Origin of the sequence: Natronorubrum halobium, from assembly GCF_051351675.1 — an archaeon.
Taxonomy (GTDB): Archaea; Halobacteriota; Halobacteria; order Halobacteriales; family Natrialbaceae; genus Natronorubrum.
Map to the genome: position 1 here is coordinate 4,345,446 of NZ_CP195595.1, position 26,487 is coordinate 4,371,932.

Here is a 26,487-nt window from a genome sequence, read left to right on the forward strand (position 1 = left end):
GGCGCAAGGCGCCGTGAGAATGGGTCGCGGAACCGCCGGTTCCGCGCTACTCGCGGCAACCTCGCACGAAGTCGAATCACGGTTCGCCAGGCTCACGGTTCCCGTTGGTCACCGTTCGCGTTCCGAGACGTTCGCACTACTCGCGCCCCGCTCTCGCTCACCGCAACACAGCGCGCGCCACCGCACGTCGGTTGACCGATCGACTGGGCGAAACACCAACGACAGGCACGCGCGGGTGGTACCACTTTGGGCCCTCCTGTGGTAGGGACTTCGGCATGACAACCGACGAGATCACCGACCTCCTGAAGGAGGCCTACGTCGACGAACTCGAGACCGTGATGAACTACCTGACCAACGCCATCGTCCTCGACGGCATCCACGCCGAGGAGGTCAAGGAGAGCCTCGAGGCGGATATTCAGGAGGAACTCGATCACGCGCAGATACTCGGCGAGCGTCTGAAGCAACTCGACGAGTCGCCGCCCGGCTCCGAGGGGTTCGAGGCCAACCAGCACAGCCTCCAGCCGCCCGAGGACACGACCGACGTCCAGGCGGTCATCGAAGGCGTTCTCGAGGCCGAAGACGACGCGATCGAAACGTACCGATCGCTCCACGAGGCCGCCTCGGAGGCGAACGATCCCGTCACCGAGGACGTCGCGGTGACGATTCTCGCCGACGAGGAGGCCCACCACACGGAGTTCCGCGGGTTCCACAAGGAGTTCCCACAGAACTAGGGACGCGGTGAGAGTTCGAAGAGGCGAACGTTTTTCTCACCCCGGTTCGACCCACCCGGTATGAGCGATTTCGACCTCGACTTACGGACCGTCGAGGAGCACATCGACGAAGAACTCGACATCGAGGGCAGTATCATCCTCGGAATGCTCGATGGAACGACGCCCGCCGAGGAGTGGCTCGAGGCGATCTCGAAGGGGAACGTGCTCGTCCTCAACGTCGAAGGCGACGTCAACGAACTGGCCGCCGGATTCGCCCGCGACATCAAGGAGTCGGGCGGCAACCTCGTCCACTTCCGCGGCTTCCTGCTCGTGACGCCGCCGGGCGTGGACGTGAGTACGGATCGACTCTAGCACCCGCATCTAACCTACGTGCGGTGGCGCGCGCTGAGTCGCGGCGAGTGACTAACGAGTCGCGACTCGAAGTTGCGCGAGGTCTTCGCGAACTCGTGAGCGAAGACTTGTCAGAGCCAGCTCTGACAGTGGATGAGCGAACGACTGAAAGGAGTGAGTGAATCGGCTGGGGAGGACGTGGAAATCCTCGCTGCCAGTATGAGAATCGAGGTCACCTTCGACTCGATCCGTGAACGTTCACTCCCAAGATCAACACTCGAGACCCGTACGCCTACTCGAGCGGCTGCTCGAGTCCGATCACTCAGTCATCACGAAAAAGATCGAATTCGACCGATCCGGCCGCTACCCACTCGATCCGCGAAGTTTAGGCCTCGAGTTCGCCGTAGTCGAACTGCTCGCCCATTTCCGAGAGGGTCTCGAGTTCGTCCTGCTCCTCCCGAAGCGTCTCCTCGAGGGTGTCGGCGGCGTCGTCCATCCCGAGCTGGTCCGCCATCGGGATGAGGTTGCCGTAGACCGAGATCTCGTAGTGTTCGGACTTCTGTCCGGCAGCGATGTTGAACCGATCGATAGCCTGGTCGCTGGGGTCTTTGTCCATAAACTCCTCGTGGGCTTCGATCATCCCCTCGACGACGGGATCTTCCTCGGCTTCCGCCTCGGCGTCGAGCTGGTCGAAGACCTGCTCGATGCGGTCGATGTGGATCTGCGTCTCCTCGCGGTGTTCGGCGAACCCGCTCTGGAGCTCCTCGTTGGAGGAGGTCTGCTCGAGTTCCTCGAGGGCGTCGACGAGTCGCTGTTCGGTGTAATACGCGTGCTTGAGTCCGGATACGAAGAGGTCTTCGGTTGATTCGATGCTCATGTCTCCGTCTGTGAGGACAGCGCTGATTTCGATAAACAGCAGGCTTGCGCTGGGCAGGCAGTCGCTCGAGTGCGTCGAGAACGCGGTACTGAGAGTGACTGTTACCTACGGCTTCGAATGTCCCGATTCGGTTTTCGAGTTGCGCATCACTGGGCTCACGGGTCGCTGTGCTCCCCGCTCGCTTTTCCGAGGCGCTCCCGCCGGTCGCGCCTCGCAGCCAGCGCGCGCCACCGCACACGGATCGACCGGTCCAGAGCGATCTGTTCACGTCGTAAACGTCAGGAAATGCCCGTCCGGATCCCGAACGACGACCACTTCGTCGTCGACCCGATCGACACGCTGGACGCGATCCGAGACCGCCTCGAGCGCCGCCGTCGGCTCGCTGGTTTCGAACCCCAGATCGACGTGGACGCCGCCGCGGGCGTCCGCGATCCCCAGGTGTGGCTCCCAGAGCTCCAGCGCCATCGGCCCGTTCATCCGGACGCGCTTGCGGTTCGCCCCGGTATCGACCGTCTCGAAGCCGAGATCGGCGTAGAACGACTCCGCCCGCTCGAGGTTCTCGACCTCGAGGACGACCTCGAAGATGCCGTCGATCCCCGGCCCCGCGACGTCCTGCTGGCCGAGTTCGACGCAGTTGCCGTCGGGGTCGTAGAGGTAGAGCGAACTGGCGGGACCGAACTGGGCCTCCTCGAGGTCGTACCCCTCGCTCAACCGGTCCCACCAGTCGTCGTACTCGGCCTCGGGAATCGAGAACGCGTAGTGCGTGTGGAGCCCGCCGCGAGGGAACTCGTCGGGGCGTCGCAGAACGAGATCGGTCTCGCCCGCCTCGAACGCGAGTTCGTCGTCGCCGCGCTCGTGACAGGTCAGTTCCAGCGTCTCCTCGTAGAACGACCGCGACCGGTCGAGATACTTGGCCTCGAGTGCGAGCCAGGAGAGCCCAGTGAGCATAGCTGGACGTAGTTCCGGGAGGGGCATAGAGGCGTCGCCGACACGCTCGCGGTGAATCGGTGTCACCGTGCGCCGAGTGAACCGTCTCCGCCGGGACACCCACGTTTATGCTCGAAACGGCCGTAGCAGTCGGATATGACTATTCGAGCCGACGAGCGAGCGACCGATTTCGCGGAGTGTAACCGCTTCGATGGCGGCGTCAGCTGGATCGCTCACCCCGACGAGGCCATGCAGCGAGCGAGCCACGCCCTCGAAATCGACGGCGAGGTCTGGCTCGTCGACCCGGTCGATGCCGCGGGGATCGACGACCTGTTCGCCGAGTTCGGCGACGTGGCCGGCGTCGTCGTCCTGCTCGACCGTCACAAACGCGACGCCGCCGAGATCGCGAACCGGCACAACGTCCCGGTCTACCTGCCGCGGTTCTTCGAGGGCGTTACCGAGGAGGTCGACGCCCCGGTGGCCCGTTTTACGGACGAACTCTCCGATACCGGCCTCGAGGCCCACACCGTCGTCGACAACCGCTTTTGGCGGGAAGTCGCGCTCTACAATCCGAACGATGGAACCCTCGTCGTGCCCGAATCGGTCGGGGCGGTCGACCACTTCCTCGCCGGCGGCGAACGCCTCGGCGTCCACCCGATGCGTCGTCTCGTCCCGCCACGGGACGCTCTCGGCGGGTTTTCGCCCGAACGGATCCTCGTGGGCCACGGCGCCGGAATCACGTCCGACGCGGCGAGCGCACTCGAGGAGGCGCTCGCGAACTCGCGGCGGGGGACGCCGCGACTCGTCGCGGAGATGCTCTGGCAGTTCAGTCCGATCTAGTCGACGCCTGCGGGGATACAGCTAATTACGCTCCGCACGTACAGTCGGTGTGGTCTACATCACGCGCGCCCTCGTCGACGTGTTGCTCGACCTGGCCAGCGACGCCGACCCGGATCGCGTGACGACGGGCGTCTCGATCACGTCCGCGGCCGAACTCGCGGGCGCGTCCGGGCTCCCACCCGAGACGCCGGTTTTTACGGACTTCTTCCTTCCCGACCCCGGCAACGCCGTCAACGCCGTCTTCGGCGTCGACCTCTCGACGCCCGCTCGTCAGGCGCAGGGACAGTTCGTCTCGCACCCGGTCCGAGAACTCGAGGTGACGAAACGGGACGACCTCGCGGAGGTGATCTTCGTCGCCGTCCCGCCGTGGGAACTCGACGAGCGCTCGTTCGCCGCCTTCGACCGACGCGGCGAGCGCCGGCCGCTCGAGATCATCGACGCCCGTCCGCCGGACCAGTCGCTGTCGGAGTGAGCCGTCGCCGAACTGAGTCGTCGCCGAGGGACATCGCTGCACGACCGAATCGAGTCGCCGCTCGGCGCGGTTTCGACCCTCGAAAAAACGGACGATTCGGCCGGACCGCTATCGAGTGGGACAGAGGACCCGATAGCAGTCAGCCACTGGGTGTCGACGGTCCGTCGCCGATTATTCGGTCGATGATGCTCCCGCGGTTCGACTCTCGCCCGTCCTCGTCGTCGTTCGATCGCGATGGAAAGTCAGGAATGTGTGGCATGCATCTCGACCTCCGTTCGCAACTAGGTGGCTCGAGTCGGATAAGCGGTCGGCCCGTCGTCGGACTGAAACGACCGGCGAAGCCGAATGCCCGTTACTCGAGGTAGCCCAGTCCGCGAAGCTGTTCGGTGATCTCCTCGAACTCGGCTTCGGTGAGTTCGCCCCGTTTCTGATGCTGGATAACGATGCTTCGGAGCAGGAATCGGGTGAGGTCGCTCGTGCTCTGGAAGCTGGTGCCTTCGATCGTGTCCTCGACGCGGTCCGCGAGATCCTTCGGGATCGAAACCGTCGTGTACTCGGTCATACGCGATACTCCGTCGCCGGCGTCAAATGCGTGTCGACCGTCGGCGCTGAGCGCAGTGACGGCGGCCGCCACTTCGGGGGCGTGTTCTCCGCGAGTCCTCGAACGTTTTTCTCCGCGAGTCTTCGTAGCGGTTTTGCTATCGGACTCCCTACGGGTCGGTATGGGAGTCCGGCCACCCTCGGGCGGAGACGACGAACCGGAGAGCGTCGAGTTCGGAATTGCCGCCGTCGACGCACGACTCAGACACGCCGATCTCTCGTTTCCGGCGAGCAAAGACGACGTCGCGGCGGAACTCGGTCACGAACAGATCCCCTACGACGTCCACGGTAACACCGTCGCGCTGGGCGAGATGCTCGAAAGAGTCCCCACGGCGGAGTTTCGCTCCCGCCAGGAGCTGCTCAATCAACTCCACGAACCGTTCGAGGAGCACCGTCGGAACAACTCCGGCGGGGTCTTCCAGCAGGTCCGCTCGATGTTCCCCTTCTAACTCACCCGACCGCCACTACTCGTCGTCTCGCTCTCGAGACTTTCGCGTGATCTGCTCGAGACGGCGCCGCTGCTCGCGGTGGAGCGTGACGAGCATGTCGGAGAGGACGCCGAACATGAGCAACTGAACCCCGAGCAGGATCGCGGCCGCGGAGACCATCGCCAGAATCTCGTGGCCGATCCCGTGTTGCACCCACTGCCAGAGGACGTAGGACGCGACGACACCGCCGGAGCCGATACCGGCGGCGCCCAGGCTGCCGAAGTAGAAGAGCGGATTGTTCGTCTTGGCGAGCGAGTACAGCGCGAGGATGATCGTACCGCCGTCTTTCAGCGGGTGGAGGTTCGTCTCCGACTCCTCGGGTCGGGCGCCGTAACTGACCGGAACGACCGCCGTCTCGATCCCGTGTTTGACGCACTCGACCGCGAGCTCCGTCTCGATCGTAAAGCCGTCCGAATCGAGTCCGAGCCGCTCGAACGAATCGACCGTGAATGCGCGGTACCCCGAGAGGATGTCGTCGTAGTCGGCGCCGTGAATGAACCGGAACGATCTGTTGATCAGCCGATTCCCGAAGCCGTTCAGCGCCTTCATCGCGTCGTCGTCCATCTCCGCGAAACGGTTCCCGATGACGTGGTCGTACCCCTGCGAGAGCGGCTCGAGCATCCGATCCGCGTCGGCCGGATCGTACGTCCCGTCGCCGTCGAGCATCAACACGTAGGGGACGTTGATGTACTCGAGCGCCTCGCGGACGGCCTGCCCCTTCCCGTCGCCGGACTGGACGAGGACGTGGGCCCCGCGGTCGCGGGCGATCTCGCGCGTCTCGTCGCTCGAGTCGCCGTCGACGACGAAGACGTTCGTGTAGCCCTCCTCGTGAAAGCCGTCGATGACGTCGCCGATCGTGGCCGCTTCGTCGAGGGTCGGAATGAGGATACAGACATCCTCTGCGCGGATCTCACGCGTCTCGCGGCTCATAGCAATGACCTCTCCGTCGCCGACAGAGATACTGGACTCCGCGCGAACCGCGTCATCTTCCATCGGGAAGCATTCCCGTCCGTGACCGCAAAAGCGTACTGATTGAGCAGTAAGCCGTTTATTAGCAGCATATCAACTCGAATGACGGTCGTTCGGTCGTGTCAGACGTGTTTACCGTTACCAGAGACATTCAACGGCTACCAGGTGAGGCCCTCGTAGACCTCGAGGTCGTCCTCGTCGACGTCGATCCGACGGCCGTCGATCACCACCCGCCGGACCATCCCGTCGAACGCGAGGTCGTCGAACTCGGGCCAGTCGGTCGCGACGACCGCGCCGTCGGCCCCCTCGAGCGCCGCGGCCGCGGAGTCGGCGTACTCGACCTCGGGGTAGTCGGGTCGGACGTTCTCGATCGCGACCGGATCGTAGGCGACGACGCTCGCGCCGCGATTCTGCAGGTACTCGATCACGTCCAACGCGCGCGATTTGCGGATATCGTCGGTGCCGGGCTTGAACGAGAGCCCGAGCACCGTGGTCCGAGCGCCCTCGAGCGGAACGTGGTTCTCGAGCAGGTCGACGAGTCGCCGCGGCTGGGCGTCGTTGACCGCGACGACGGCGTCGAGCAGCGCGGGGTCGTAGCCCTGGTCGCGCGCGCCGGCCCGCAAGGCGTCGACGTCCTTCGGGAAACAGGAGCCACCCCACCCCAGCCCCGAGCGCATGAACCGATCCGAGATGCGGTCGTCGAGGCCGACCGCCTCGAGCACCTCGTAGGCGTCCGCGCCGTACTCCTTGGCGATGTTTCCGAGTTCGTTCACCAGCGAGACCTTCGACGCGAGGAAGGCGTTGTTGGCGTACTTGATGAGTTCCGCTTCCCGGATGTCGGTCTCGACGAGATCCGTCTCGTCGCGCGCCAGGATCGGCTCGTAGAGGTCCCGCAACGTCGCTGCAGCCCCCTCGCTCGTCGCGCCGACGACGACCTTGTCCGGCTCGAGGAAGTCCGTGACCGCCGTTCCCATCCGCAGGAACTCGGGGTTCATCGCGAGCTCGAGGCCGTCGCCGATCCGTTTTCCGGACTCCTCCTCGAGGATCGGTCCGACGACGTCCTCCGTGGTTCCGGGCAGGACGGTGGACTTGACGACCACGAGGTGGTCGCCGGCTTTCTCGGCGAGCGCCTGCCCGAGGGATTCGGAACCGGCCCGCATGATCGCCAGATCGAGGCTCCCGTCGTCGGCCTGCGGCGTCGGCAGACAGAGGAAGGTGACGTCGGTCTCCCGAATTTCGGCGTAGTCGGTCGTGGCCCGGAGGTTCGTCCCCGCGTGTTCGGCGATGCGGTCCGCGAGACCCGACTCGTGAATCGGGGCCTCGCCGGCGTTGATCGTCTCGACGATCTCCTCGTCGATCTCGATGTTGATCACGTCGTGGCCGAGATCCGCGAGGCAGGCGGCGACGGTCGTTCCGACGTAGCCGCTGCCGACGATAGAAACGTGCATGCTGTAAGCGATGTACGCCCGTCGTTAGATGGTTTTGGATTGGTCGTTCCCCGGACGAATCGCGTCCTTCGAGCGTCGGCAACTACACGAGACACGACGGGGTACGCCGTAGAACGGCGATAATCGAGACGTTCGTACTGATTCCGGCTTTCGCAATCATGCTGCTCGGCCGCCGCCAAAAGCTGGGCGCTCGTTCGGTACTCGTCGCGAGAGCCAGACGACGGCGATTCTGACGATCCGTAACTCCCGCTTGGTGTGACGGAAGCGACCGAGAGGCGGGTCACTCGAGCGCGCGCCGTAAATCGCTCACGGCATCCTCGTGGGCCGCGTGGGCGCGGTCGAGGTTCACCGGCTCCGAGATCATGCCGAAGAAGCCGTGGACCATGTCGTCGTAGTTGCGATAGATGACGGGAACGCCGGCGTCCTCGAGTCGCTTCGCGTAGGCCGCTCCGTCGTCCCGGAGGGGATCGAATCCGGCAGTCAGCACCGTCGCGGGCGGCAGCCCGGAGAGATCGTTCGCGAGTCGCGGCCAGGCGTAGACGTTCCCCCGATCGATCTCGCGCGCGAGGTACTGTTCGCGGAACCAGCTCATGTCGTCGGCGCTGAGAACGTACCCCTCGCCGTTTTCCTCGTAGGCGTCCGTCTCGGTCGCGTCGCCCGTCCCGGGGTAGACGAGTAGCTGGTAGGCGATCTCGGGGCCGCCGCGGTCCCGGGAGAGGAGCGCCGTCGCCGCCGCCAGATTTCCGCCCGCGCTGTCGCCAGCCAGAACGATCCGGTCCGGATCGGCCGCGAGGTCGGGCGCCGCGTCGACCGCCCACTCGAGGGCGGCGTAACAGTCCTCGAGGCCGGCGGGGAACGGGTGTTCGGGCGCGAGCCGGTAGTCGACGCTGACGACGGGGTAGCCCGAGTCGTTGGCGAGTTTGCGACACGTATTATCGTGGGTTTCGATGCTCCCGATGACCCAGCCGCCGCCGTGGAAGTGCAGAATCAGCGGTCGGCCGCCGTCGGCGTCAGTACCGGCACTCGCATCGCCGACCGTTCCGGGGTCGTAAATCCGAATCGGTACCTCGCCGTCGGGACCGTCGATGGTGCGATCCTCGACGGACTCGAGGTCGACCACCGGATCGCCGCCGAGCTGCATCTTGTCGAACATCCGGCGCGCCTCTTCGGCCGAGACCTCGTCGAACGAGGGCGTGTCGAGGGAGTTGTACATCTCGAGGAAGGTCTTGACGTCGGGGTGCGGTTCGGGTGCGCGAGATGCTGTCATAACTCGTTACACTCACCGAAGAGAACAAAAAGCTTCGTCCGCAGCGGGGGCAGGTCGACGGCGACGGACGGGTTTCGGGTCGCCGGCATTCGATCGCGACCCGCGCCGATCCGCCGCGCTCGCCACCGCGCCGTTCCACACCGCTTATTTCGGTTCGGTGCGCCCCTTCGAGCAATGACGAACCAGGCACTCATCGACGCCCTGCGCGAGGCGGAGGCCGTCCAGTTCGGCGAGTTCGAACTCTCCCACGGCGGCACCAGCGAGTACTACGTCGACAAGTACCTCTTCGAGACCGATCCCGACTGCCTCGAGACCGTCGCCGACGCCTTCGCGGAGCGCGTCGGCGCGGACGACAAACTCGGCGGCGTCGCCCTCGGCGGCGTCCCGCTGGCCGCCGCAACGAGCGTCGCGGCCGGGGTTCCGTACGTCATCGCGCGCAAGCAGCGCAAGGAGTACGGCACCGGGAACCTGATCGAGGGCCGACTCGAGGAGGGCGAGGAGGTCGTGGTGCTCGAGGACATCGTGACGACCGGCACCAGTCTCGTGGACGCCATCGAGGCGCTCCGCGAGGCCGGCGCGACCGTCGACCGCGCGCTGGTCGTCGTCGACCGCGAGGAGGGCGGCCGCGAGCACGTCGAGGACGCCGGCGTCGAGATGGAGTCGCTCGTCACCGCGAGCGACCTGCTGGCCGACCGGGACTAGTCTGCGTTCGCCCGTTGAGTAGTGAACGTCTCGCGTGAATAGCGCGCGACACTGCGGCTGCGGAGAGTCACTGTCGATCACGTTTCGTCGAAAACGTCACAGAAAGCCCTCCCCAGGCTCGCGGTCGCTCAGACGGATATCCTCACTGCGTTCGGATAGAGCCGCCTGAGCGACTCACTTACAGCGCGAGCCTGCTTCGCCCTTTCAGTCCGCCAGGACCACGCTCGGCCGTACCTGCCTTCCCCCGGATCGCGCGACTCCGCGCGAGGTGCGCGGAGCCGCGTTCTCGGCCGTATGGCGCGCTGGCGAGTCGTTCGAGCGACCGCGAGAACGACTCGCTGACCCGCGAGGGGCGAGTGAGTGACCGAGGGGAACGAGCGAGTCGGCTGGGGAGGGCGAGGCTGCGGTGGGTGGGACTGAAAGGGGCCGACGGGTTGAGCGAACGCCCTCGCGTTCGCGATGCTCGGGAGAGCAACGCTCTCCCGTTGGTCGAGGAAGGCGGACGACGTCCTCGCGAGCGAAGCGAGCGAGGGGGAAGCGAGACGTGCAGCGTCTCGCAGAGTAAGCACCACAGCGAGCGAAGCGAGTGCGGAGCGCAGCGAGGCCCCCGACTCAATCCCGTCGGGGGCTTTCGAGGTGTTCACGATCGTATCGTTCTCCCGCGTGTGAATCGATACGAGACTGGTACTCGAAATTACTGCCCATAGGACTCGAACTTCTCGAGCACCGTCTCGAGCTGTTCGTCCGAGAGCGTCTCCGGTTCCAGCCCAGCCGCGCGGGTCTCGAGGTACAGCCGAGCCAGACTCTCGACGTGATGGGTGTTCTCGAGGGCGGTCTCGAGATCCGAGGCCGTCACGACCAACCCGTGATTCTCGATGAACGTCGCCGTCGAATCGGCGTCGTCCATCGCGCTCACGATGTTCGCGGCCAGCGCGTCGGTGCCGTAGGGTGCGTACTCGGCGACCGGCACGCGCTTGCCGACCGCGACGATCATGTAGTGGATCGGGGGCAGCGGCTGGTGGGCGACCGCCATCGCCGTCGACCAGGGCGAGTGGGTGTGGACGATCGCGCCGACGTCTTCCCGTCGGTAGATCGCGGCGTGCATCGGCACCTCGCTGCTCGGCGCCATCTCTCCGTCGCGGTGCTCGCCGTCGACGCCGACGACCGGGGTGTCTTCCGCGTCGAAACTGTCGTAGGGGACGCCGGTCGGCGTGACGGCGAAGGCGTCGCCGGTATTGCCATCGCGAACGCTCAGGTTGCCCGTCCGGCCGGGCGTCAGCGCCGCGAGGTCCGGCGCGTGCTCGACCACCTGTCGTCGCTGGCTCTCGAGAATCACAGTACCACCTCCGGAGCGAGCTCCGGCGTACTCGAATTCGCTACGCTCATTCGACCACCCCCGTTAGGTCGCCGAATGCATCTATCCTGTGGTCGGGCGCTCGGTGGCCCTCGAGCGGGTCGTCGTCCTCGTCGACGTCAGCATTGAACAACACCGTCTCCAGGCCGACGGCGTTGGCACCCACGACGTCCGCTTCGACGTTATCGCCGACCATCACCGCTTGCGACGGACAGCACTCGAGTCGCGCCAGGGGCAGCGTGAACATGGCCGACCCCGGCTTCTCCTGGCCCGTCTCCTCTGAGGTCAGCAGCAGATCGATCGAATCCTCGAGTCCCAGCGCCGCCAGTTTCTCGAGTTGGATCCGTGTGGTGAGATTCGTGACGATGCCGACGTCGATTCCGCGCTCGCGCAGGGTCTCGAGGGTTTCCTCGACGCCGGGGAAGAGCGCCATCTCCTCGATGTACGCCTCCCAGTAGGCCTCGCCGAGCGCGAGCGCGTCGGTCGGTTGCGGACGGCCTGTGTGCTGCTCGAGGGCGTATTTGAAGTACAGAAACCGCTCGTGAGAGGCTGCCGTGCCGGGGACCTCGCGCTTTATCGCCCGACGTCCCTCCTGGTAGAACGCTTCGAACGACTCTTGATTGAACTCGTAACCGAGATCCTGAGCGACCTCGCGGGCCGCGTCCTTCCCCGCCTGATTGCACGGCGAATAGGGGTAGAACGTGTTGTCGAAGTCGAAGAGAACGGCATCGACGGTCATACTCCGATATCACGGGGCAGCGAAAAACGAGTATCGGTCCGAACGAGCGTGTGACACACGTATCGATCCGAGCGGTCGGGCAGACTCGCACGCGCGTGGTGCCAGATAACGGAGCCGGTGAGGACGGCGGCGTGTTCGCCGAATTCGGGCGACTCGTCGAGACCGTCACCGAGGACGACCCGGTACTGACGTTTCCCACATCGGATCCGGCCGAACTCGAGAACGAGATCGGGAGCGACGAGACGATCGCCACGACGATCGACCAGTTCTGACGCGGGCGAGGCCGGTTCTTATCCGTGTGAGGAAGCAACGATCATTTCAGAACAGACAGCAGAGGGAGCAATCGAAACCGGGTCAATCGGTTCTAGTTCTCCGGCCAGATGGCGAATGTTCGCGTCGTCGATTGGAACGGTGTCTCCGCACAGGAGTCACCGAGCACACCGGATATTCGCATTGATTACGGCGTTCCTGTCCGGAAAGATAGCAACTAACCAGTAGCGGTAGTCACGCTGCCTGCGGGGAGCTGAGCTTGTTGTGTCTGCTGCTTCAGTTAGGGAGTTGGCCGTTGTGGACGAAGATCGGCTCTTTCGCCTCTTCTGCTTCGCGGAGCGTCTTGAGTAACTCGTCCACCGTGGAGGTCGAGTGAGAAGGCTCAGTACCGGATCTCGCGGAAGTAAGGTTCGTGAACCGCAGATACCCAGGGCCGAAGGGCCGTAGAAACGTGCTCCCATTCGGATCCAAATCGTAGGCTTCGTCTGCTTATTTTTAAGCAGGACAACTCATTGGTTACTTCACCGATATTATAAATTTTGGATGAACTGTAGACTAGCGACACGTGTGGAGAGACGGAGACGTTCCTTGAGCGCTAGGCCGATACTGTGGGTAAGACTGTCTAATTTAACATTGTGAACAGTTATTCTCAACTGGCGTGTTACGCGCTGTACATGACAAGCCGATTGTCAGCACTTCTCCACCGCCGGCTCGTTACTTTTCGTGATCGCATCGACACTGCCACAGGAAAGGCGGCAGCGGTAGGCGATTATCGCCGTCTCTCTCATGAGCAGAAGTTCATTCACAGATTGCGAGCTCATGAGGTCTGTTCACAAATTCAGACATAAATCGAGCGGCGGCTCATGAGATTACTGAGTCTAGCGCATCGGTTTCGTCTTGCCAAAAACCGAGAAAAGGCTAGGTCGACCACTGGACCGACTCCTACGCCATCGCTGACGGGAGCACCGGATTGATGAATAGTAAGATTGGAGATCACAGCACGTTAATATCAGATCTTGTCGGTTAGTAGTCCAGAGCCGCTTACAGCAAGCAGATTGGTTCTGGACTCCTGCTCTGTGGAAGATCTGCGGACGTATTCTTGGTCAGTCTGACGCCATTATTAACTACAAGATTGACGGGATACCCCTTCATCGAGAAATACCCAGCCTTGGATAACATCTTCGGCTAAAGGAGCCAATGCTGAGAGCAGTATCCGAATCTAGAGATTGGAATTGCGTCGGTTCACAGGGATCGTTTCTCCGACCCTCCGTCAGTTCCCAGCTTAATACATTCAGAACGAGGATATTGTCGGAAGCGTTCGCTTTCCAATCCCTCCGTGCTATTAACGGATGTCTCTCTTACCTCTGGTGGGGTCAACAGGGCTCTTACCGCCCTATTATCATTGGAAACATAGAGTGTTATCACAGCTTACGCTCGAAAGATACCGGACATCCCCAATTATGTTGGAGTCACGGATTTCCCCTTTGAATCCATGTGATTACTATGCAGTTGATCCAGATCTTGTGTCTGGACCTGCGCACGGCTGGCCGTCCAATGGCGGCCACTCGTGGACATCATATCGGGCTAACTCATAGCTCTGTACTCTTCCGATCATAATTCTCAGTCAAATATATATGTAGTATAAGAGATCGTAGCTGAAATATACTGCCTTGGATTTGCCATAGACTGACGTTCTTACCGAGGGAAAATTCCTGGTCAAACTGTCTCTATAAGATACAATAATCTTTTTGTCCTTTGATATTCCTTGGTAATACTATTTTATTATCGTAGTTCCCTCTGTTGGTTTCCACAAAAGTATGTGTCTTCCTCTCACCCTGAATTTATATAGCCGGTCGTGGCATTGGGATATGATGTCCACGAGTAAACCGTCCAATGAGCAACGGTTGACGATGCCGGACGAACTTGCATCAGCCCAGGCCAAACTTGTCTATCTCGCTCTCCATATCGCGGAGGAGGCGACAGCGACTGATCTCCAGCAGTTAGTGGGACTGTCCAAACTCACGCTCTTCGCCGTCCTTGAGACGCTTGTCACGAAGGATCTCGTCCAGCAGACGGAGGATGGGTATGCCATCCAGTAAATTCATGAATTCTCCGACCCCCACTGTCGGTCAACAGGAGAACCTCAAGGTCAACTGCTACATCCGGTCCACTGTGCCCACGGCCATCGCCGAGACGATCGACACTATCGTCGAGCGCCTGCAGCGCCTCTGTGACCACGGACACATCACCAACTGTCAGGTTTCTCCCTGGCCGCCGGAATACCACGCAGCCACCGAGACGAACGAGACGCACGAGTCGACGAGACAAGAATTGGTGGCCGAGTTTAACCGCTGGGCCAAGCAAGATAGGTACTCGCTTGAGCCAGCGTTCCGTCAGCAGGAGACTCCGCCATCACCACTCGGACCCGCTGAACTGCGCGAGCAGGGACGGGTCCCCCTCGTGGCGCTGGCCCTCTACGAGGACGGCACCACGACAGACACAAAAACACTCCGTGGAGTCATTCCATATTCGGAACAATCTCCCACGGGTGACAAGCAAACATACACTGTCGACGACTGGCTCACTGCAGTCGAAACAGAAGGAGACGAGAAGGTCACACGGGACGCACAGGCCGATCGACGGTCACCTCTGGAGGGCCAGCAATGACAGCGGAGCTCACCGAGCGGCCAGCCGACGTGAAACAGCCGACTCGCCAGCCGCTTGCAGGACAGACGTGTCTCGTCACCGGCGCCTCACGTGGGATTGGACGCGGCATCGCCCAAGAGCTGGGGCGGTACGGCGCGCTCGCGCTCGAACTGGCGGGGACGGGAACGACGGCGAACTGCATCGCACCCGGATTCACGCGAACAGAAATGGTCGAAGCTCTTCCTGACCACATTCAGGACGAGCTCCGCGCCGACATCCCCCTTGAACGGTTCGCCAGCGTGGACGAGATCGCCGGGCTTGTCCGCTACCTCGCCAGCGAGGAATCTGGCTATATCACCGGCGAAGTGATCGACATCAACGGAGGGATCGATCTATGAGGTGCACGGTGTTCCAAGAGCCGGGTAGACAGCACTCCGCTAACTGGGCGATACAGCCCAAGGACTCCCTGCTACCACTCGAGAGGGAGTGCGAATGACGACTCGCCACCAATCCGCGGACGGACAGACTGATCGTGTGGCGGTGATCGGCGCCTCGATGACTCAGTTCGGCCAGCGTGAGGCGTGGATCCTGGACCTCCTGGCAGAGGCCGGAATCGAGTGTCTCGAAGATGCGGGCGTCGGCGCTGACGAGGTCGACCACCTGTACGTCTCGAACATGGCCAGCGGCGAGTTCGAAGGGATGACAGGTGTGATGAACGCGCTGGCGCACGATCTCGACGCGATGCCGGCCTACACCCAGCGCGTCGATCAGACGAGTTCCAGCGGTGGCGCCGGCATCTACACCGCCTGGCAGTCGATCATCAGCGGCGCAAGCGAGATGACACTGCTGGTCGGCGGCGAGAAGATGACCCACAAGACGACCGGTGATACGACCGATATCATCGCCTCAGTCGGCCACCCCGTCGAATACAAACACGGCGTAACGCTACCGTCGTTCGCCGGACTGACGGCGCGCCATTATCTCGAGCGGTTCGATGCGCCACGAGAGAGTCTTGCCCAGGTTGCTACCAAAAACCATCGAAACGGTGTCGATAACCCCAACGCGCAGTTCCAGAAAGAAGTCGACGTTGAGACGATTCTCGAGTCGCCGATCGTGGCCGATCCCCTGCGATTGTACGACTTCTGCCCAATCACTGACGGCTCGGCCGCGCTATTGTTCTGCCCGGAATCGATTGCCCAGGAGTACACCGACGAGTACGCCGTGATCGCGGGTGTCGATGGCGCGACTGACACTCACGTCGTCCACGAGCGCGAGGATCCGACCGTCATGCGCGGTGTCGTCGAGAGCGGCCAGGGCGCCTACGAGATGAGCGGCTACGGACCCAGTGATATTGACGTCGCGGAACTGCACGACATGTTCACGATTCTGGAGTTCCTGCAGATGGAAGGGCTGGGCTTCGCCGAGCGGGGCGAAGCCTGGCAACTCGTCGAAGACGGCTACACAGAGAAGGACGGCGAACTGCCGGTCAATACGTCCGGCGGCCTCAAATCGAAGGGGCATCCGTTGGGCGCAAGCGGCGTCGCTCAGGGCGTCGAGATCTACGAACAGCTCGTCGGCGAGGCCGGTCCGCGTCAAGTTGCGGCCGACGTAGGACTGTGCTGTAACGTCGGCGGTTTTGGAAACTGTGTTATTACCACTATCATGGAGGCAGCACGATGACGATGGAAGCGACGCGCTACGAGGACGGTTCGATCAGTTACCCCGGTCACCCGCGTGGCCCTGGCGGCGCAGAACCGGTGGACACGATTGACCTCAGCGAGTACACCGCTGAGGTTGTTACCTGGACAACCAGTACGGCAACACCGCCCGGCGTCCGCGAACCGAACACGCTCGCGATCGTCGAGTTCGAGATCGACGGCGAATCAGTCCGTACAATCGGCCAGTTGACCACCGGCGACGTTGAGACGGGCGACGCAGTTGAGCCGGTCTCCGTCGACGAACTCCGCGAACCGGGTGAAGGCATCAGAGAGCCAGAGAGCCAGAACTGGGACGGCTACCGCTTCAACCCTATCTGAGAACACGCTGAACTGCCAGTATCTGGCCGTCACCCATCCTCCCTGTAATCAGACTGCGAGTTGCCTCCTCGCATAGGATATACCTGCCGCAGCCAGCAGTGACGGATGCCCGATGCGGAGAATATACGGAAACGGAATGCAGTGACGAGTGGAGGAAGCCGAGGCGGAGGCGACAACCGAGTTCGTGGAGCGTCCCAGTGGGTGCTACGACACAAGAAAAAGGTCTTGAATGGCGGATCTCGTCGGCCTCCTGTCCCGGACTAATCTCATGACGGCGTTCGACATTATCCAGGCTAGCGGGACGCCGTCGCAGCTTATCGACCGCACCGTTCGCACTGATGGCGAACAACCAGAGAGCGAGCCATGCTGACAAACTAGCTGATCCCGTGGGTTGTGCTCTGTGTGTTCCGTTTTAGCGGTTCTGGTGATCTCCGCAGAAAGTGATCAGGTTATCAACCCCACTGGCACCGATAGCAAAGCTATCTATTGGGTGCTGTTGCCAACAGCGTCTTCGGTCCACGGTTCACTGAGTTCGTCCATCTCGGCAGTGGCTTCCCACCGACATTCTCATCACCCGTGGCTGCGTCTTTGGAGTCCAAGGTTCCTTCTTCTTCTTCGCCAATGACCGCGGTATCGAGTCTCTGGCGGGGTTCGCCCTAAAACTCACGCTGATCTTGCTTACCCTGACGAATGCTTGACGAGGAAGATAACCAGGATGTGTCTGACCGAGAGCCGCCCGGACGCCGTGAAGAGCCCTCACTGTTCCTGTATGGGTTCCCGGTATATGACGGGACAGACCAGCCAGAGTCACCGCTTAACCCTGGACAGTGTCCTACCTGTGGCACCCTCAATGACCTGTTTGATAGCTATTGCTGGAGTGTATTACCCGGCTTCAATGAACGTAGCTGAGGACCGCACCGATAAGATCATGTCGCTCTAGACTGCGGATCTGGACTGACACCCACGACTGGCTGCTCCAAGGTCCGGTGGTTCTGCCACGGTAGCAGGACATGGTTATCTCCAAACGGTAACAAAACGGGGGTCTCTGTTTCTGTTTGGCGGAGAGTGGCGACCGAACAGGGTTGGTCCTTATTTGGACCCGATCAGAGAATTAGAAACAGGCGCTACATTTATTCTCCACTAGTATTACTAGGACATAGCAGGTCACTCTGCCGATTTTTATACAACTGCATGGGAGTTTTTAACAGTGGGTTTATGTGCCTATCCGTCCATGCTCCGGTGATGTCCACGAGTGAACACCAATTAGCGTTGTCAGACAATTCTGTACTATTACAGGCCAAATATGCCGGGTTAGCCGTCCACGTGACGGAAGAGACGACAGAACCCCATCTCCAGCATTGGTTGGGGCTGTCAAGACGGACACTTCGACCAGCCCTCCGGTCATTCGACGGGAGGGAGCTCGTTCGGGACACGGAGGAAGGATATGCCAGTCAATAAGCCCGTGGCAACTCCCGCCATCGCGATCGATACAGCGGAGACTCTTCGGATCGACTGCTACGTCCGGTCCGCTGTCCCGGCCCCGCTTACCGAGACAATCGATGCAGTCATTGAGCGGCTGCAGCGTCTCTGCGAACACGGGAGTATTGCCGAGTACCATATCTCCTGCTGGCCGCCAGAAACGGTCGAGACGAACGCACCAACGCGTGATGAACTCGTGGCCGCATTTGAACGCTGGGCCGAACAGCACGGGCATTCACTGAAGCCGGCGTTCCATCGGCAGCGGATCCCGTCCTCACCGCTTGGACTTAACGAACCATACGAGCGCGTGCGAGTACCCGTCGTGGCGCTGGCCCTCTACGAGGCAGGTACTGATGAAGAAACCGACACGGAGACACTCTGCGGCGTCGTTCCATACACGGAACAGACCTCTGCAGGCGACAAACGAACATACACCGTCGAGGAGTGGCTCGCTGCAGTCGAACCGGTCGGAGATGAGAAGAAAATGCACGGCTGCCAGGTTGAACAGTGGTCGCCCATGGAGGGACAGCAATGACGGTGATGCGCGGGTTACCACCGTGCAGGAGATCACTGGGCGTGTCCGCCATCTCGCGTCTCAATAGTGAAGAGTTGATTTCCAGTACTGGTAAAGTCATCAAGATCAACGGTGGTCTCAACCGCTATAACGTATGAAAGACGATAATAGTGATCAGGAGCCCGTATCAGAGGAACCCATCGAGTCGAGCGTCCCCACCAACGACCTGTCGGTGACGGTAGTGCTCGAAGTAATTGCACACCGTCAGCGACGGGAGATCCTGAGATTCCTCATGGACAGTTCTGATACCACGACGACCATTGACACTCTTGCAGCACACCTTCGTAGCCGAGCGGTCGAGCAGACCGGGAACCATCTGGGGCGCTCCCAGATCCAGATCAAGACGTCTCTCTACCATACCCATCTGCCGAAGTTGGAGGAGGCCGGTATCATTGAATACGATAGGCGGTCGCAGGAACTGCGGTACTGGAATTATCCCATTCTCGAGGACATTCTTGAGTGCCTCCCGGCCGAAGGGAACGGATAGGTACTGCCCGGGTTCCTCCCTGCAGTAGCCAAACTACTGGCCTGCTGTTGTACTCTAGCTGGGCCTGCTTCTATTTGCGGTTTCTACCACGGAAACTGATAGACGATTACGCTACAAATCCAGTATTGAGTTTCGAACCGCGTCCACGGTTATTCTTCCGGCGTCGTCACACGAAGTTCGCCGTCGACCTCGTAGAAGTAGCCTCGCTCAAGCAACCGGGTGAGTGCATGGTTTGCGGCCTCGGGTTCGAGGACCAATTCATCGGTACTGCAGAGGACCTCGAGCGCTTGCTCTCGAGGGATCGACTGCACGTCTTCATGCTCAGCCGAGCTGAGACTGTGAGTACAAAGGAGATCGTACGCGTCCAAGATCCATTCCGGAAGCGGTGGCCGTGGATCAGAGAGATCATTCATCTCGACTTCGTGCTCCCAATCTTTGCTATCGACTTGCTTAAGAATATCCCTCAGTGGGGTACAGGACTGCCGCCGTGAGGTATCAAACGGTCTCGGGGTACTACTTCGAACAAACTGAAACTGAGATCTCATACAAAAAGGCACTGTCTTGTTCAGCACCTCCTCGGCAGGCGTTCGGCCATTTAGTGCCTGATTCGGTCGATCGTGGTTGTAATGGTGTCTGAACCGTCTGAGCCAACGGCGAGCACTGGCTGGACTGCCCCGCCAGAAGGAATGAAAGCGGTCAATTCGTATTGAGACAGTCTGAAACCGCTTTTCAATGTGGTTTCGGTCGCTGTAGTCGAGTTGACCGCTCAATTCGTGGCGAGCAAGGGCAGTCGGATAGCCGCCAGCATCAACGAGAAACTCTGTCTCGTCGGTTTCGTGATTCTCGGTGAGACGGTACAAGAATGCCGCCGCGGGGTCAGTTCCGCGGCGGCTGAAGACGTCGATTTCGAGCAGTAGCTTCGGTTCTATGTCGATCGCGGCGTACAACCACTTTTTCTCACCATCGACCTCGATCTGTTTCTCGTCGACCGCGACCCGCGACGGCGCAACCGTCGGCGGGTCGCTCTGAGCTTCTGAAAGCGTATGCGCCCAGTTCCAGATTCCGCCATGAGAACGGTCAATACCGATTACTTCGAAGACTACGACGGCCTCTCGAACTGATAATCCCATCGAATGCAGGCGCACCCCGAACACCCTGACGGGTGTTGGGGTGCGCTCGTCCATCCAGAAGGCTTTTATCCCGCTCGAGACAATTCGAATTCACGATGGTAGGTGTCCGCTTTACAGGGGCTTTCGCCCGCTTCTAATCCACACCTACCGCTCGCTGTGTCGGCCCGAACGCACAGCCGAGCGGCACACGCGGACGCCCGACCGAACTTCTGTATGAAGTTCACCAACCAGCCACAGCTTCACCCATGTCAGAATCAGATTCCCAGTCAGAAGAACGGATCGTAGTCGTGCTACCAGACGGTTCCGAACTCGAGGTCCCGTCCGACGCGACGGTCGAAGACTGCGCCTACGAGATCGGTCCCGGTCTCGGCCGCGACACGGTCGCCGGTAAACTCGACGGCGAACTCGTCGCCAAGGAAGCGCCGGTCTCCGACGGCGTCGACCTCGAAATCGTCACGGACCAGTCCGACGAGTATCTCCGAGTCATGCGCCACTCGGCGTCGCACTGCCTCGCTCAGGCCGTCGAACGGCACTACGACGACGTCGACCTCGCCATCGGTCCGCCGACGGACGACGGCTTCTACTACGACTTCGACAACCTCGACATCGACGAGGAGGACCTCGCCGCCCTCGAGGACGAGATCGAGGAGATCGTCGCCGCGGACTACGAGATCGAGCGCGAGGACGTCTCGATCGAGGAGGCCGAGGAGCGACTCGCCGACGAGCCGTACAAGCTCGAGTTGGTAGAAGAGTTCGCCGACGAGAACGACACCGTGAGCTTCTACAAACAGGGCGAGTGGGAGGACCTCTGTGCCGGCCCGCACGTCGACTCGACGGGCGAGATCGGGGCCGTCAAACTCCTCGAGATCGCGGGCGCCTACTGGCGCGGCGACGAGGAGAACACGATGCAGACGCGGATCTACGGCACCGCGTTCGAGGACGAGAGCGACCTCGAGGACTTCCTCGAGCGAAAGCAGGAGGCTGAGAAGCGCGACCACCGCCGGATCGGCAACGAGATGAACCTGTTCTCGATTCAGGACGTCACCGGCCCCGGACTGCCGCTGTATCACCCGCCGGGGAAGACGGTGCTCAAGGAACTCGAGGACTTCGTCGAGGACCTCAACCAGGACGCTGGCTACGACTACGTCGAGACGCCCCACGTCTTCAAGACGGACCTCTGGCACCGCTCGGGCCACTATCAGAACTACGCCGACGACATGTTCATCTTCGACGTCGGTGACGACGAGTTCGGCCTGAAGCCGATGAACTGCCCCGGCCACGCCGCAATCTTCCAGGACCAGTCATGGAGCTACCGCGACCTCCCCATCAGGTACGCCGAGAACGGCAAAGTGTACCGAAAGGAGCAGCGCGGCGAACTCTCCGGTCTCTCGCGGGTCTGGGCCTTCACGATCGACGACGGCCACCTGTTCATCCGGCCCGACCAGATCGAGCGCGAGGTCGAGGAGATCATGGACATGATTACTGAGGTCCTCGAGACGTTCGACCTCGACTACGAGATGGCCCTCGCAACGCGCCCCGAGAAGTCGGTCGGGAGCGACGAAATTTGGGAGAAGGCGGAAGAACAACTCGAGAACGTCCTCGAGAAGCGCAACCTCGACTACGAACTCGAGGAGGGCGACGGCGCCTTCTACGGGCCGAAGATCGACTTCGCGTTCGAGGACGCCATCGGCCGCTCGTGGGACGGCCCGACGGTCCAGTTGGACTTCAACATGCCCGACCGGTTCGACCTCTCCTACGTCGGCGAGGACAACGAGGAACACGAGCCGGTGATGATCCACCGCGCGCTCTACGGCAGCTACGAGCGGTTCTTCATGATGCTCATCGAGCACTACGAGGGTCGGTTCCCGCTGTGGCTCGCGCCCGAACAGGTCCGCGTGCTCCCCATCTCGGATAACAACCTCGGCTACGCGCACCGCGTCGCCAACGAGTTCGACGACTTCCGCGTCGAGGTCGACGACCGCGACAGCACCCTCGAGCGAAAGATCCGCGCGGCCCACGACGACCGCGTCCCCTACCAGATCATCGTCGGCGACAACGAGGAGGAGGACGAGAACATCTCGGTCCGCGACCGCTTCGAGGACCAGGAGTACGACGTCGAAATTGAGGAGTTCCGAAGTCATCTCGAGGCCGAACGCGACGAGCAGCGGACGGAGCCGGACTTCCTGCAGGGCTAACCTCTCCTCGCTGATCTTCGTCCTGTCCTCGTGCGATGCGTCGATCGACGGCCGACGAGAAGTTATTTATCTGACGTCACGAATCTGATCGTATGTTCTCCCTCTGGTCCTCTCGACGCCAACCCCTCGGCACGGTTCTGGCGGCGACCACTCCGTTCATTGCGGGCTGTGGGAACGACGCAACCACCGAGAACAAATGCGACGGCGACGCGGAGAATGACGAATGACGGGTCTCGGTCGACGAACCGTGCTCGGTTCGATCGGGACTGGCGTTCTCGGAGCGACCGCCGGCTGCCTCGAATTTTTCGAGTCGGACGACCCGCGGCGACGGTTCGAAGCCGACGAACTCGCGCCGATCCTCGCGATGGACCGCCCCGAAATCGAGCGTCCGGCCCCTGTTCAGCCGAACGAGTCGTCCGTCGGCGAGGCCATCGTCCGTCTCGACGAACTGATCGACGTCGTCCCGGAGCCGCTCGAGGCCGACGACGTGCCGAACGAGGCCGTCCGAGACGAAATCGATCGAACGCACGAGATCGCACGGGACAGACGCGACGCGCTGGAGGACTCGTCGGATCGGTTCCACGCGCTTCAACGCAGCGTCGTCGCGCGTCGGTACGCCGGAGAGGCGGCGGTTGCAATCGAGGCGGTTCGAGACGAGCGCGCCCTCGAGGATGTCGAATCGGAACGCGACGATATCAGAACGCGAATCGAGAACCGACGCGCCGCCGTCGACCACGTCGGCGACGACGTACAGCGAACGCTACTCCTCGAGCACCGTCTCGAGAGCGAGTTGGAGATCGCCGAGTGGTGGCTCGACAATCGGCCGCGCGACGGCACGAGCGGCACCTTCGCTGTCGGATCGATCGGCGGCGTCGTCGAGCGGGCCCGAGCGGCGGTCTCGTTCGCCGAGGAGCTCGAGCGGCGACACGAGGAACGGCTCGAGGACGAGCGCTCGTTCGAATCTCGATTCGAAACTGCACTCGAGCGATCGCTCGACGCGATCGAGGAGGCGGACGTCCCGAACGACTCGACCGAACCGACGGACCTGGTCGACGCCGAGGTCTCGGAGACGATCGCCGAACGGGTGCTTCTCGAGGGGGAGATCGCGGTCGTGAACGCGAGCGAACAAACGACGGATGCGGCGACGAACGACGAGACGTCGACCGCCCTCTGGTACGCCTGCGCGTTCGAACGTGACCGACGCGCGCTCGAGACGATACGCGAACGGATCGAAGACGGCGCACACCGATCCCTCGAAACGGCAGACGATGCCCGTACCGTTCGCGAATCCGCGCTCGAGTCCGCAGCTGACGTACCGTTCGAACCCGAAGAGCCGTCGCTCGGCGGGGATCACCTCGCCGACGGGTACGAACGGCTCGGACTGGTAGATTCCCGAATTCGGGGTACGATCGACGACGGCTGGCGTACGGAGCTGTTCAGCGAGTACGCGGACTACGTCGTGATCGGCGCACAACTCGAGGCGTTGCCCGAAGCGGTCGTCGTTCTCGAGGATCGACTCGAAGCGTAGTCACCTCGAAGTACTCACCCCGTCAGTCTCGGCGATCGCACGTACCGTCCGAAGTCCTACGAACCGGGGCACCCGCTCGACGTAGCGTTCGTACTCCTCGCCGTGCCGCTCGTGCAGCCACGGCTCCTCGGCGAACGGCAGCGCGAGCCACCAGCCGAGGAAGCACGCGCAGATGATGGCCACCAACGAGGAGTTCGCGAGGAGTACGAATCCGACCGTCGCCGCGATGTAGCCCACGTACTGGGGATTCCGCGAGTACCGATACCAGCCGCCGGTTCGCAACTCGCCGGACAGCCCCTTCGTCTCCTCGACGCCCAGATCGTAGCCGGCCGCGAGCGCGACGGCGAAGCCGCCGACGAACAGGGTCGCACCTGGGACGAGACTGGGAATTCGCGGGAGTCCGAGGCTGTTCCAGTCGAGGTACGCGACAACCGCCAGGACGACGTTGAGTAGCTGTGAGATTCCCCAGTGGGCGTAGAACTGCCACCCTCGCTCGCCTGGCGGCCAGTAATCGGCGACACCGAACGCGCTGGCGACGATACCGGCGAGGTTGGTGAGTACGAGACCGAGGCCGACGATGAACGCTACTGTCGTCGGCGTGAGTGCGAGCGAGTCGAGCACGGTTACGGGCGCACCTCCGTCGACCGTTCGATCGCTGTCCACCGCTCGATCGCTGTCTGCTGGTGCAGACGCATACCCGATCGTTACCCCACGATCACCCTGGGGGTTCTCACGGCTCTACTAGTCAATTTATAAGCGTATCGCGAGTGTAACTTCGAACGGTAGCCGATGAAGTACCTCGACGTCCGACTCTCTCAGCCCGACTGGATGCTCCATCCGATGCAGCGGTTCATCCGCGAGGAGGACGCGGTCACGTACGAGGAACTCCAGACCTGGAACGTCGCAGGCCGCGAGGACGGCCTCGAGTACGAACTGTTCTACGCCGAAGCCGAGCGCGAACCCTACGAGAAGACACTCGAGGCGGTCGACTCGGTTCGCTGGTACGACCTCACGCCGATCGACGACGATTCGTTCTACGTCTACGTTTGCCAGGAGACCCGACCGGAGGACGTGCGCTGGCGCGAGGCGTTCGCCGCGCTGGATCTCGTCGTCGTTCCGCCGATCGTCTACGATTCCACTGCGGCGTTTTACATGACGGTCGTCGGCAGCGGCGACAACCTGCAGGCGATGCTCGACGGACTGCCGGACGAGATCGACGTGACCGTGCGGGCGATCGGAGAGTACGACCGCCGGCACGCACCGCTCACCGACGGGTTGACCGAACGACAACTCGAGGCCGTCGAAGCCGCCGTCGAGGTCGGCTACTTCGAGATCCCTCGCGACGCCGGCGTCGAGGCCGTGGCCGACGAGTTGGGCTGTGCCTCGAGTACGGCCGCGATGCTCCTCCAGAGGGCACAGGCGCGAGTCATGCGACGGCTGGTCGACCGCTACGGGCGCGAAAAACGTCCGGACGGCCGGTGAGTTTCGGGTCACGAATTCGGGATCCGATCGTGGCGAGCAAACCTGTCACGTTCGTGCAGATCCGGTGTGAGTTTTCGATCGAAATACCCATAGTTGCGGAATCGTGCATATCCGTATGAACAGAGCCGAGAAGGCCGCCCTCCAGCTGCGGGCCGTCGACGTGTTGCGGATGTTGAAAGAGACGCGGACCTACGACGAACTCGCCGAAACCACGGCGCTTCCGGCGGGCGACCTCAACCGGTACGTCAACGGGCACGTCCTCCCGGGAACCGATCGCGCACGCGAGGTCGTCGAGGATCTCGGCCGGGAGGCACTCGGACAGGAACTCGAGGCCCGGATCCGGGTCGACGACGAGGGCTACGTCGACAACAGTTCGGCCGTCTTCGATCAGCCGTTTCTCGACCTCGTCGCGCCGGTCGTCGCCAACGGCTTCGAGTTCGACCGTCCCGACGTGGTCCTCACCGCCGCGACGGACGGCATCACCCTCGCCGCCTCGCTCGCGAGTTACTACGGGACGCGGTGTGCCTACGCGAAAAAACGCAAGGAGACGGCCGTCGAGGAGTTCATCGAGGCACGAGAACGACTCCAGTCGGGGATCGAACTCACCTACTATCTGCCCGAGTCGGCCATCGACGAGGGCGAGTCGGTGCTCGTCGTCGACGACCTCATCCGCTCCGGCGAGACCCAGGAACTCCTCCTCGACATCGTCGAAACCGCCGACGCCGACGTCGCCGGCGTCTTCGCGCTCATCGCCGCGGGCGAGGACGGCATCCAGCGCGCCCGGGACCGAACCGACGCACCGATCGGTGCCCTGACGACCGTGTGATCGGTCCTGGTACTCACCGCTTCAGCCGCCTCGAAACCGCTACTGTCTGTTCTGCGATCGCGTGCGAACGTTCGACCGGTCCACGCTCAC

Annotated in this window: 26 protein-coding genes and 2 pseudogenes; 18 read left to right on the forward strand and 10 right to left on the reverse strand. The window is 62.1% G+C overall.

Translation table 11 applies throughout. From position 1 onward, the window contains the following. Positions 1 to 275 precede the first annotated feature (275 nt). Positions 276 to 731, forward strand: coding sequence for a ferritin-like domain-containing protein (locus ACSFC7_RS21670; protein ID WP_436344879.1), 456 nt, complete (start codon positions 276 to 278; stop codon positions 729 to 731). 60 nt (positions 732 to 791) lie between these two features. Further along, positions 792 to 1,082, forward strand: a complete 291-nt coding sequence (locus ACSFC7_RS21675; protein ID WP_436344880.1) for a DUF5779 family protein — start codon at positions 792 to 794, stop codon at positions 1,080 to 1,082. 364 nt (positions 1,083 to 1,446) lie between these two features. Here the strand turns inward: ACSFC7_RS21675 and ACSFC7_RS21680 are convergent, their stop codons facing one another. Beyond that, positions 1,447 to 1,938, reverse strand: a complete 492-nt coding sequence (locus tag ACSFC7_RS21680; RefSeq protein ID WP_436344881.1) for a ferritin-like domain-containing protein — start codon at positions 1,936 to 1,938, stop codon at positions 1,447 to 1,449. A 264-nt stretch (positions 1,939 to 2,202) separates the two neighbouring features. After that, positions 2,203 to 2,886, reverse strand: a complete 684-nt coding sequence (locus ACSFC7_RS21685; protein ID WP_436344882.1) for a VOC family protein — start codon at positions 2,884 to 2,886, stop codon at positions 2,203 to 2,205. A 135-nt stretch (positions 2,887 to 3,021) separates the two neighbouring features. Here ACSFC7_RS21685 and ACSFC7_RS21690 point away from each other — a divergent pair, with 135 nt between their 5' ends. Further along, on the forward strand, positions 3,022 to 3,705 hold the full coding sequence (locus tag ACSFC7_RS21690; RefSeq protein WP_436344883.1) for a hypothetical protein: 684 nt from the start codon (positions 3,022 to 3,024) through the stop codon (positions 3,703 to 3,705). A 49-nt stretch (positions 3,706 to 3,754) separates the two neighbouring features. Next, positions 3,755 to 4,177: a hypothetical protein gene (locus tag ACSFC7_RS21695; protein WP_436344884.1), complete on the forward strand. Its 423-nt coding sequence runs from the start codon at positions 3,755 to 3,757 to the stop codon at positions 4,175 to 4,177. A 352-nt stretch (positions 4,178 to 4,529) separates the two neighbouring features. Here ACSFC7_RS21695 and ACSFC7_RS21700 read toward each other — a convergent pair whose 3' ends face one another. Continuing rightward, positions 4,530 to 4,739 (reverse strand): ribbon-helix-helix domain-containing protein, encoded by a 210-nt coding sequence (locus tag ACSFC7_RS21700; protein WP_160064419.1) that lies wholly within the window; start codon positions 4,737 to 4,739, stop codon positions 4,530 to 4,532. Between the two features lie 160 nt (positions 4,740 to 4,899). Here ACSFC7_RS21700 and ACSFC7_RS21705 point away from each other — a divergent pair, with 160 nt between their 5' ends. Further along, complete coding sequence (locus tag ACSFC7_RS21705) at positions 4,900 to 5,226, forward strand: hypothetical protein (RefSeq protein WP_436344885.1); 327 nt, start codon at positions 4,900 to 4,902, stop codon at positions 5,224 to 5,226. Between the two features lie 15 nt (positions 5,227 to 5,241). Here the strand turns inward: ACSFC7_RS21705 and aglJ are convergent, their stop codons facing one another. The 3 genes from aglJ to ACSFC7_RS21720 form a co-directional block, all read right to left on the reverse strand. Then, a complete protein-coding gene (gene aglJ, locus ACSFC7_RS21710) occupies positions 5,242 to 6,258 on the reverse strand; it encodes an S-layer glycoprotein N-glycosyltransferase AglJ (RefSeq protein WP_436344886.1) in 1,017 nt (338 codons plus the stop codon). 134 nt (positions 6,259 to 6,392) lie between these two features. Continuing rightward, a complete protein-coding gene (gene aglM, locus ACSFC7_RS21715) occupies positions 6,393 to 7,682 on the reverse strand; it encodes a UDP-glucose 6-dehydrogenase AglM (RefSeq protein ID WP_436344887.1) in 1,290 nt (429 codons plus the stop codon). A 280-nt stretch (positions 7,683 to 7,962) separates the two neighbouring features. Next, on the reverse strand, positions 7,963 to 8,949 hold the full coding sequence (locus ACSFC7_RS21720; RefSeq protein ID WP_436344888.1) for an alpha/beta hydrolase: 987 nt from the start codon (positions 8,947 to 8,949) through the stop codon (positions 7,963 to 7,965). Positions 8,950 to 9,123: 174 nt separating this feature from the next. On the opposite strand from ACSFC7_RS21720, the gene pyrE reads away from it, so the two are divergent. Continuing rightward, positions 9,124 to 9,651 carry an orotate phosphoribosyltransferase gene (gene pyrE / locus ACSFC7_RS21725; RefSeq protein ID WP_436344889.1) on the forward strand — a complete coding sequence of 176 codons (528 nt, stop codon included), beginning with the start codon at positions 9,124 to 9,126 and terminating at the stop codon, positions 9,649 to 9,651. 694 nt (positions 9,652 to 10,345) lie between these two features. Here pyrE and ACSFC7_RS21730 read toward each other — a convergent pair. Both ACSFC7_RS21730 and ACSFC7_RS21735 read right to left on the reverse strand, forming a co-directional pair. Continuing rightward, positions 10,346 to 10,987, reverse strand: coding sequence for a class II aldolase/adducin family protein (locus tag ACSFC7_RS21730; protein WP_436344890.1), 642 nt, complete (start codon positions 10,985 to 10,987; stop codon positions 10,346 to 10,348). A gap of 46 nt (positions 10,988 to 11,033) precedes the next feature. After that, positions 11,034 to 11,744 carry an HAD family hydrolase gene (locus ACSFC7_RS21735; protein ID WP_436344891.1) on the reverse strand — a complete coding sequence of 237 codons (711 nt, stop codon included), beginning with the start codon at positions 11,742 to 11,744 and terminating at the stop codon, positions 11,034 to 11,036. Between the two features lie 98 nt (positions 11,745 to 11,842). On the opposite strand from ACSFC7_RS21735, the gene ACSFC7_RS21740 reads away from it, so the two are divergent. The 8 genes and pseudogenes from ACSFC7_RS21740 (at position 11,843) to ACSFC7_RS21775 (ending at position 19,236) form a co-directional block, all read left to right on the forward strand. Continuing rightward, entirely contained in the window at positions 11,843 to 12,016 is a 174-nt protein-coding gene (locus tag ACSFC7_RS21740; RefSeq protein WP_436344892.1) for a hypothetical protein, read from the forward strand. Positions 12,017 to 13,924: 1,908 nt separating this feature from the next. Next, positions 13,925 to 14,113 (forward strand): MarR family transcriptional regulator, encoded by a 189-nt coding sequence (locus ACSFC7_RS21745; protein WP_436344893.1) that lies wholly within the window; start codon positions 13,925 to 13,927, stop codon positions 14,111 to 14,113. Continuing rightward, positions 14,100 to 14,681 carry an HTH domain-containing protein gene (locus ACSFC7_RS21750; RefSeq protein ID WP_436344894.1) on the forward strand — a complete coding sequence of 194 codons (582 nt, stop codon included), beginning with the start codon at positions 14,100 to 14,102 and terminating at the stop codon, positions 14,679 to 14,681. Before ACSFC7_RS21745 ends, ACSFC7_RS21750 begins: the two co-directional genes overlap by 14 nt. A 134-nt stretch (positions 14,682 to 14,815) precedes the next feature. Then, a pseudogene (locus tag ACSFC7_RS21755) lies at positions 14,816 to 15,058 on the forward strand (SDR family oxidoreductase); the annotation flags it as partial. 94 nt (positions 15,059 to 15,152) lie between these two features. Then, positions 15,153 to 16,340 (forward strand): thiolase C-terminal domain-containing protein, encoded by a 1,188-nt coding sequence (locus ACSFC7_RS21760; RefSeq protein WP_436344895.1) that lies wholly within the window; start codon positions 15,153 to 15,155, stop codon positions 16,338 to 16,340. Next, the gene (locus ACSFC7_RS21765) at positions 16,337 to 16,696 is read left to right on the forward strand and encodes a nucleic acid-binding protein (protein WP_436344896.1); all 360 of its coding nucleotides are present in this window, start codon (positions 16,337 to 16,339) and stop codon (positions 16,694 to 16,696) included. Before ACSFC7_RS21760 ends, ACSFC7_RS21765 begins: the two co-directional genes overlap by 4 nt. 1,444 nt (positions 16,697 to 18,140) lie before the next feature. Further along, a complete protein-coding gene (locus ACSFC7_RS21770) occupies positions 18,141 to 18,710 on the forward strand; it encodes an HTH domain-containing protein (RefSeq protein WP_436344897.1) in 570 nt (189 codons plus the stop codon). A 133-nt stretch (positions 18,711 to 18,843) separates the two neighbouring features. Beyond that, positions 18,844 to 19,236 (forward strand): DUF7344 domain-containing protein, encoded by a 393-nt coding sequence (locus tag ACSFC7_RS21775; protein ID WP_436344898.1) that lies wholly within the window; start codon positions 18,844 to 18,846, stop codon positions 19,234 to 19,236. 563 nt (positions 19,237 to 19,799) lie between these two features. Here the strand turns inward: ACSFC7_RS21775 and ACSFC7_RS21780 are convergent. Then, positions 19,800 to 20,420: pseudogene (locus ACSFC7_RS21780) on the reverse strand (IS6 family transposase); the annotation flags it as partial. Positions 20,421 to 20,611: 191 nt separating this feature from the next. Here ACSFC7_RS21780 and thrS point away from each other — a divergent pair. Further along, a complete protein-coding gene (thrS, locus tag ACSFC7_RS21785; RefSeq protein ID WP_436344899.1) occupies positions 20,612 to 22,561 on the forward strand; it encodes a threonine--tRNA ligase in 1,950 nt (649 codons plus the stop codon). Positions 22,562 to 22,784: 223 nt separating this feature from the next. Then, positions 22,785 to 24,089: a hypothetical protein gene (locus tag ACSFC7_RS21790; RefSeq protein ID WP_436344900.1), complete on the forward strand. Its 1,305-nt coding sequence runs from the start codon at positions 22,785 to 22,787 to the stop codon at positions 24,087 to 24,089. On the opposite strand, the gene ACSFC7_RS21795 is transcribed toward ACSFC7_RS21790, so the two are convergent. Then, positions 24,090 to 24,710, reverse strand: a complete 621-nt coding sequence (locus tag ACSFC7_RS21795; RefSeq protein WP_436348010.1) for a methyltransferase family protein — start codon at positions 24,708 to 24,710, stop codon at positions 24,090 to 24,092. Between the two features lie 168 nt (positions 24,711 to 24,878). Between ACSFC7_RS21795 and ACSFC7_RS21800 the strand changes: the two genes are divergently transcribed. Continuing rightward, positions 24,879 to 25,571 carry a helix-turn-helix domain-containing protein gene (locus ACSFC7_RS21800; RefSeq protein ID WP_436344901.1) on the forward strand — a complete coding sequence of 231 codons (693 nt, stop codon included), beginning with the start codon at positions 24,879 to 24,881 and terminating at the stop codon, positions 25,569 to 25,571. Positions 25,572 to 25,686: 115 nt separating this feature from the next. After that, positions 25,687 to 26,397: a phosphoribosyltransferase family protein gene (locus ACSFC7_RS21805; RefSeq protein ID WP_436344902.1), complete on the forward strand. Its 711-nt coding sequence runs from the start codon at positions 25,687 to 25,689 to the stop codon at positions 26,395 to 26,397. Positions 26,398 to 26,487: the final 90 nt, after the last annotated feature.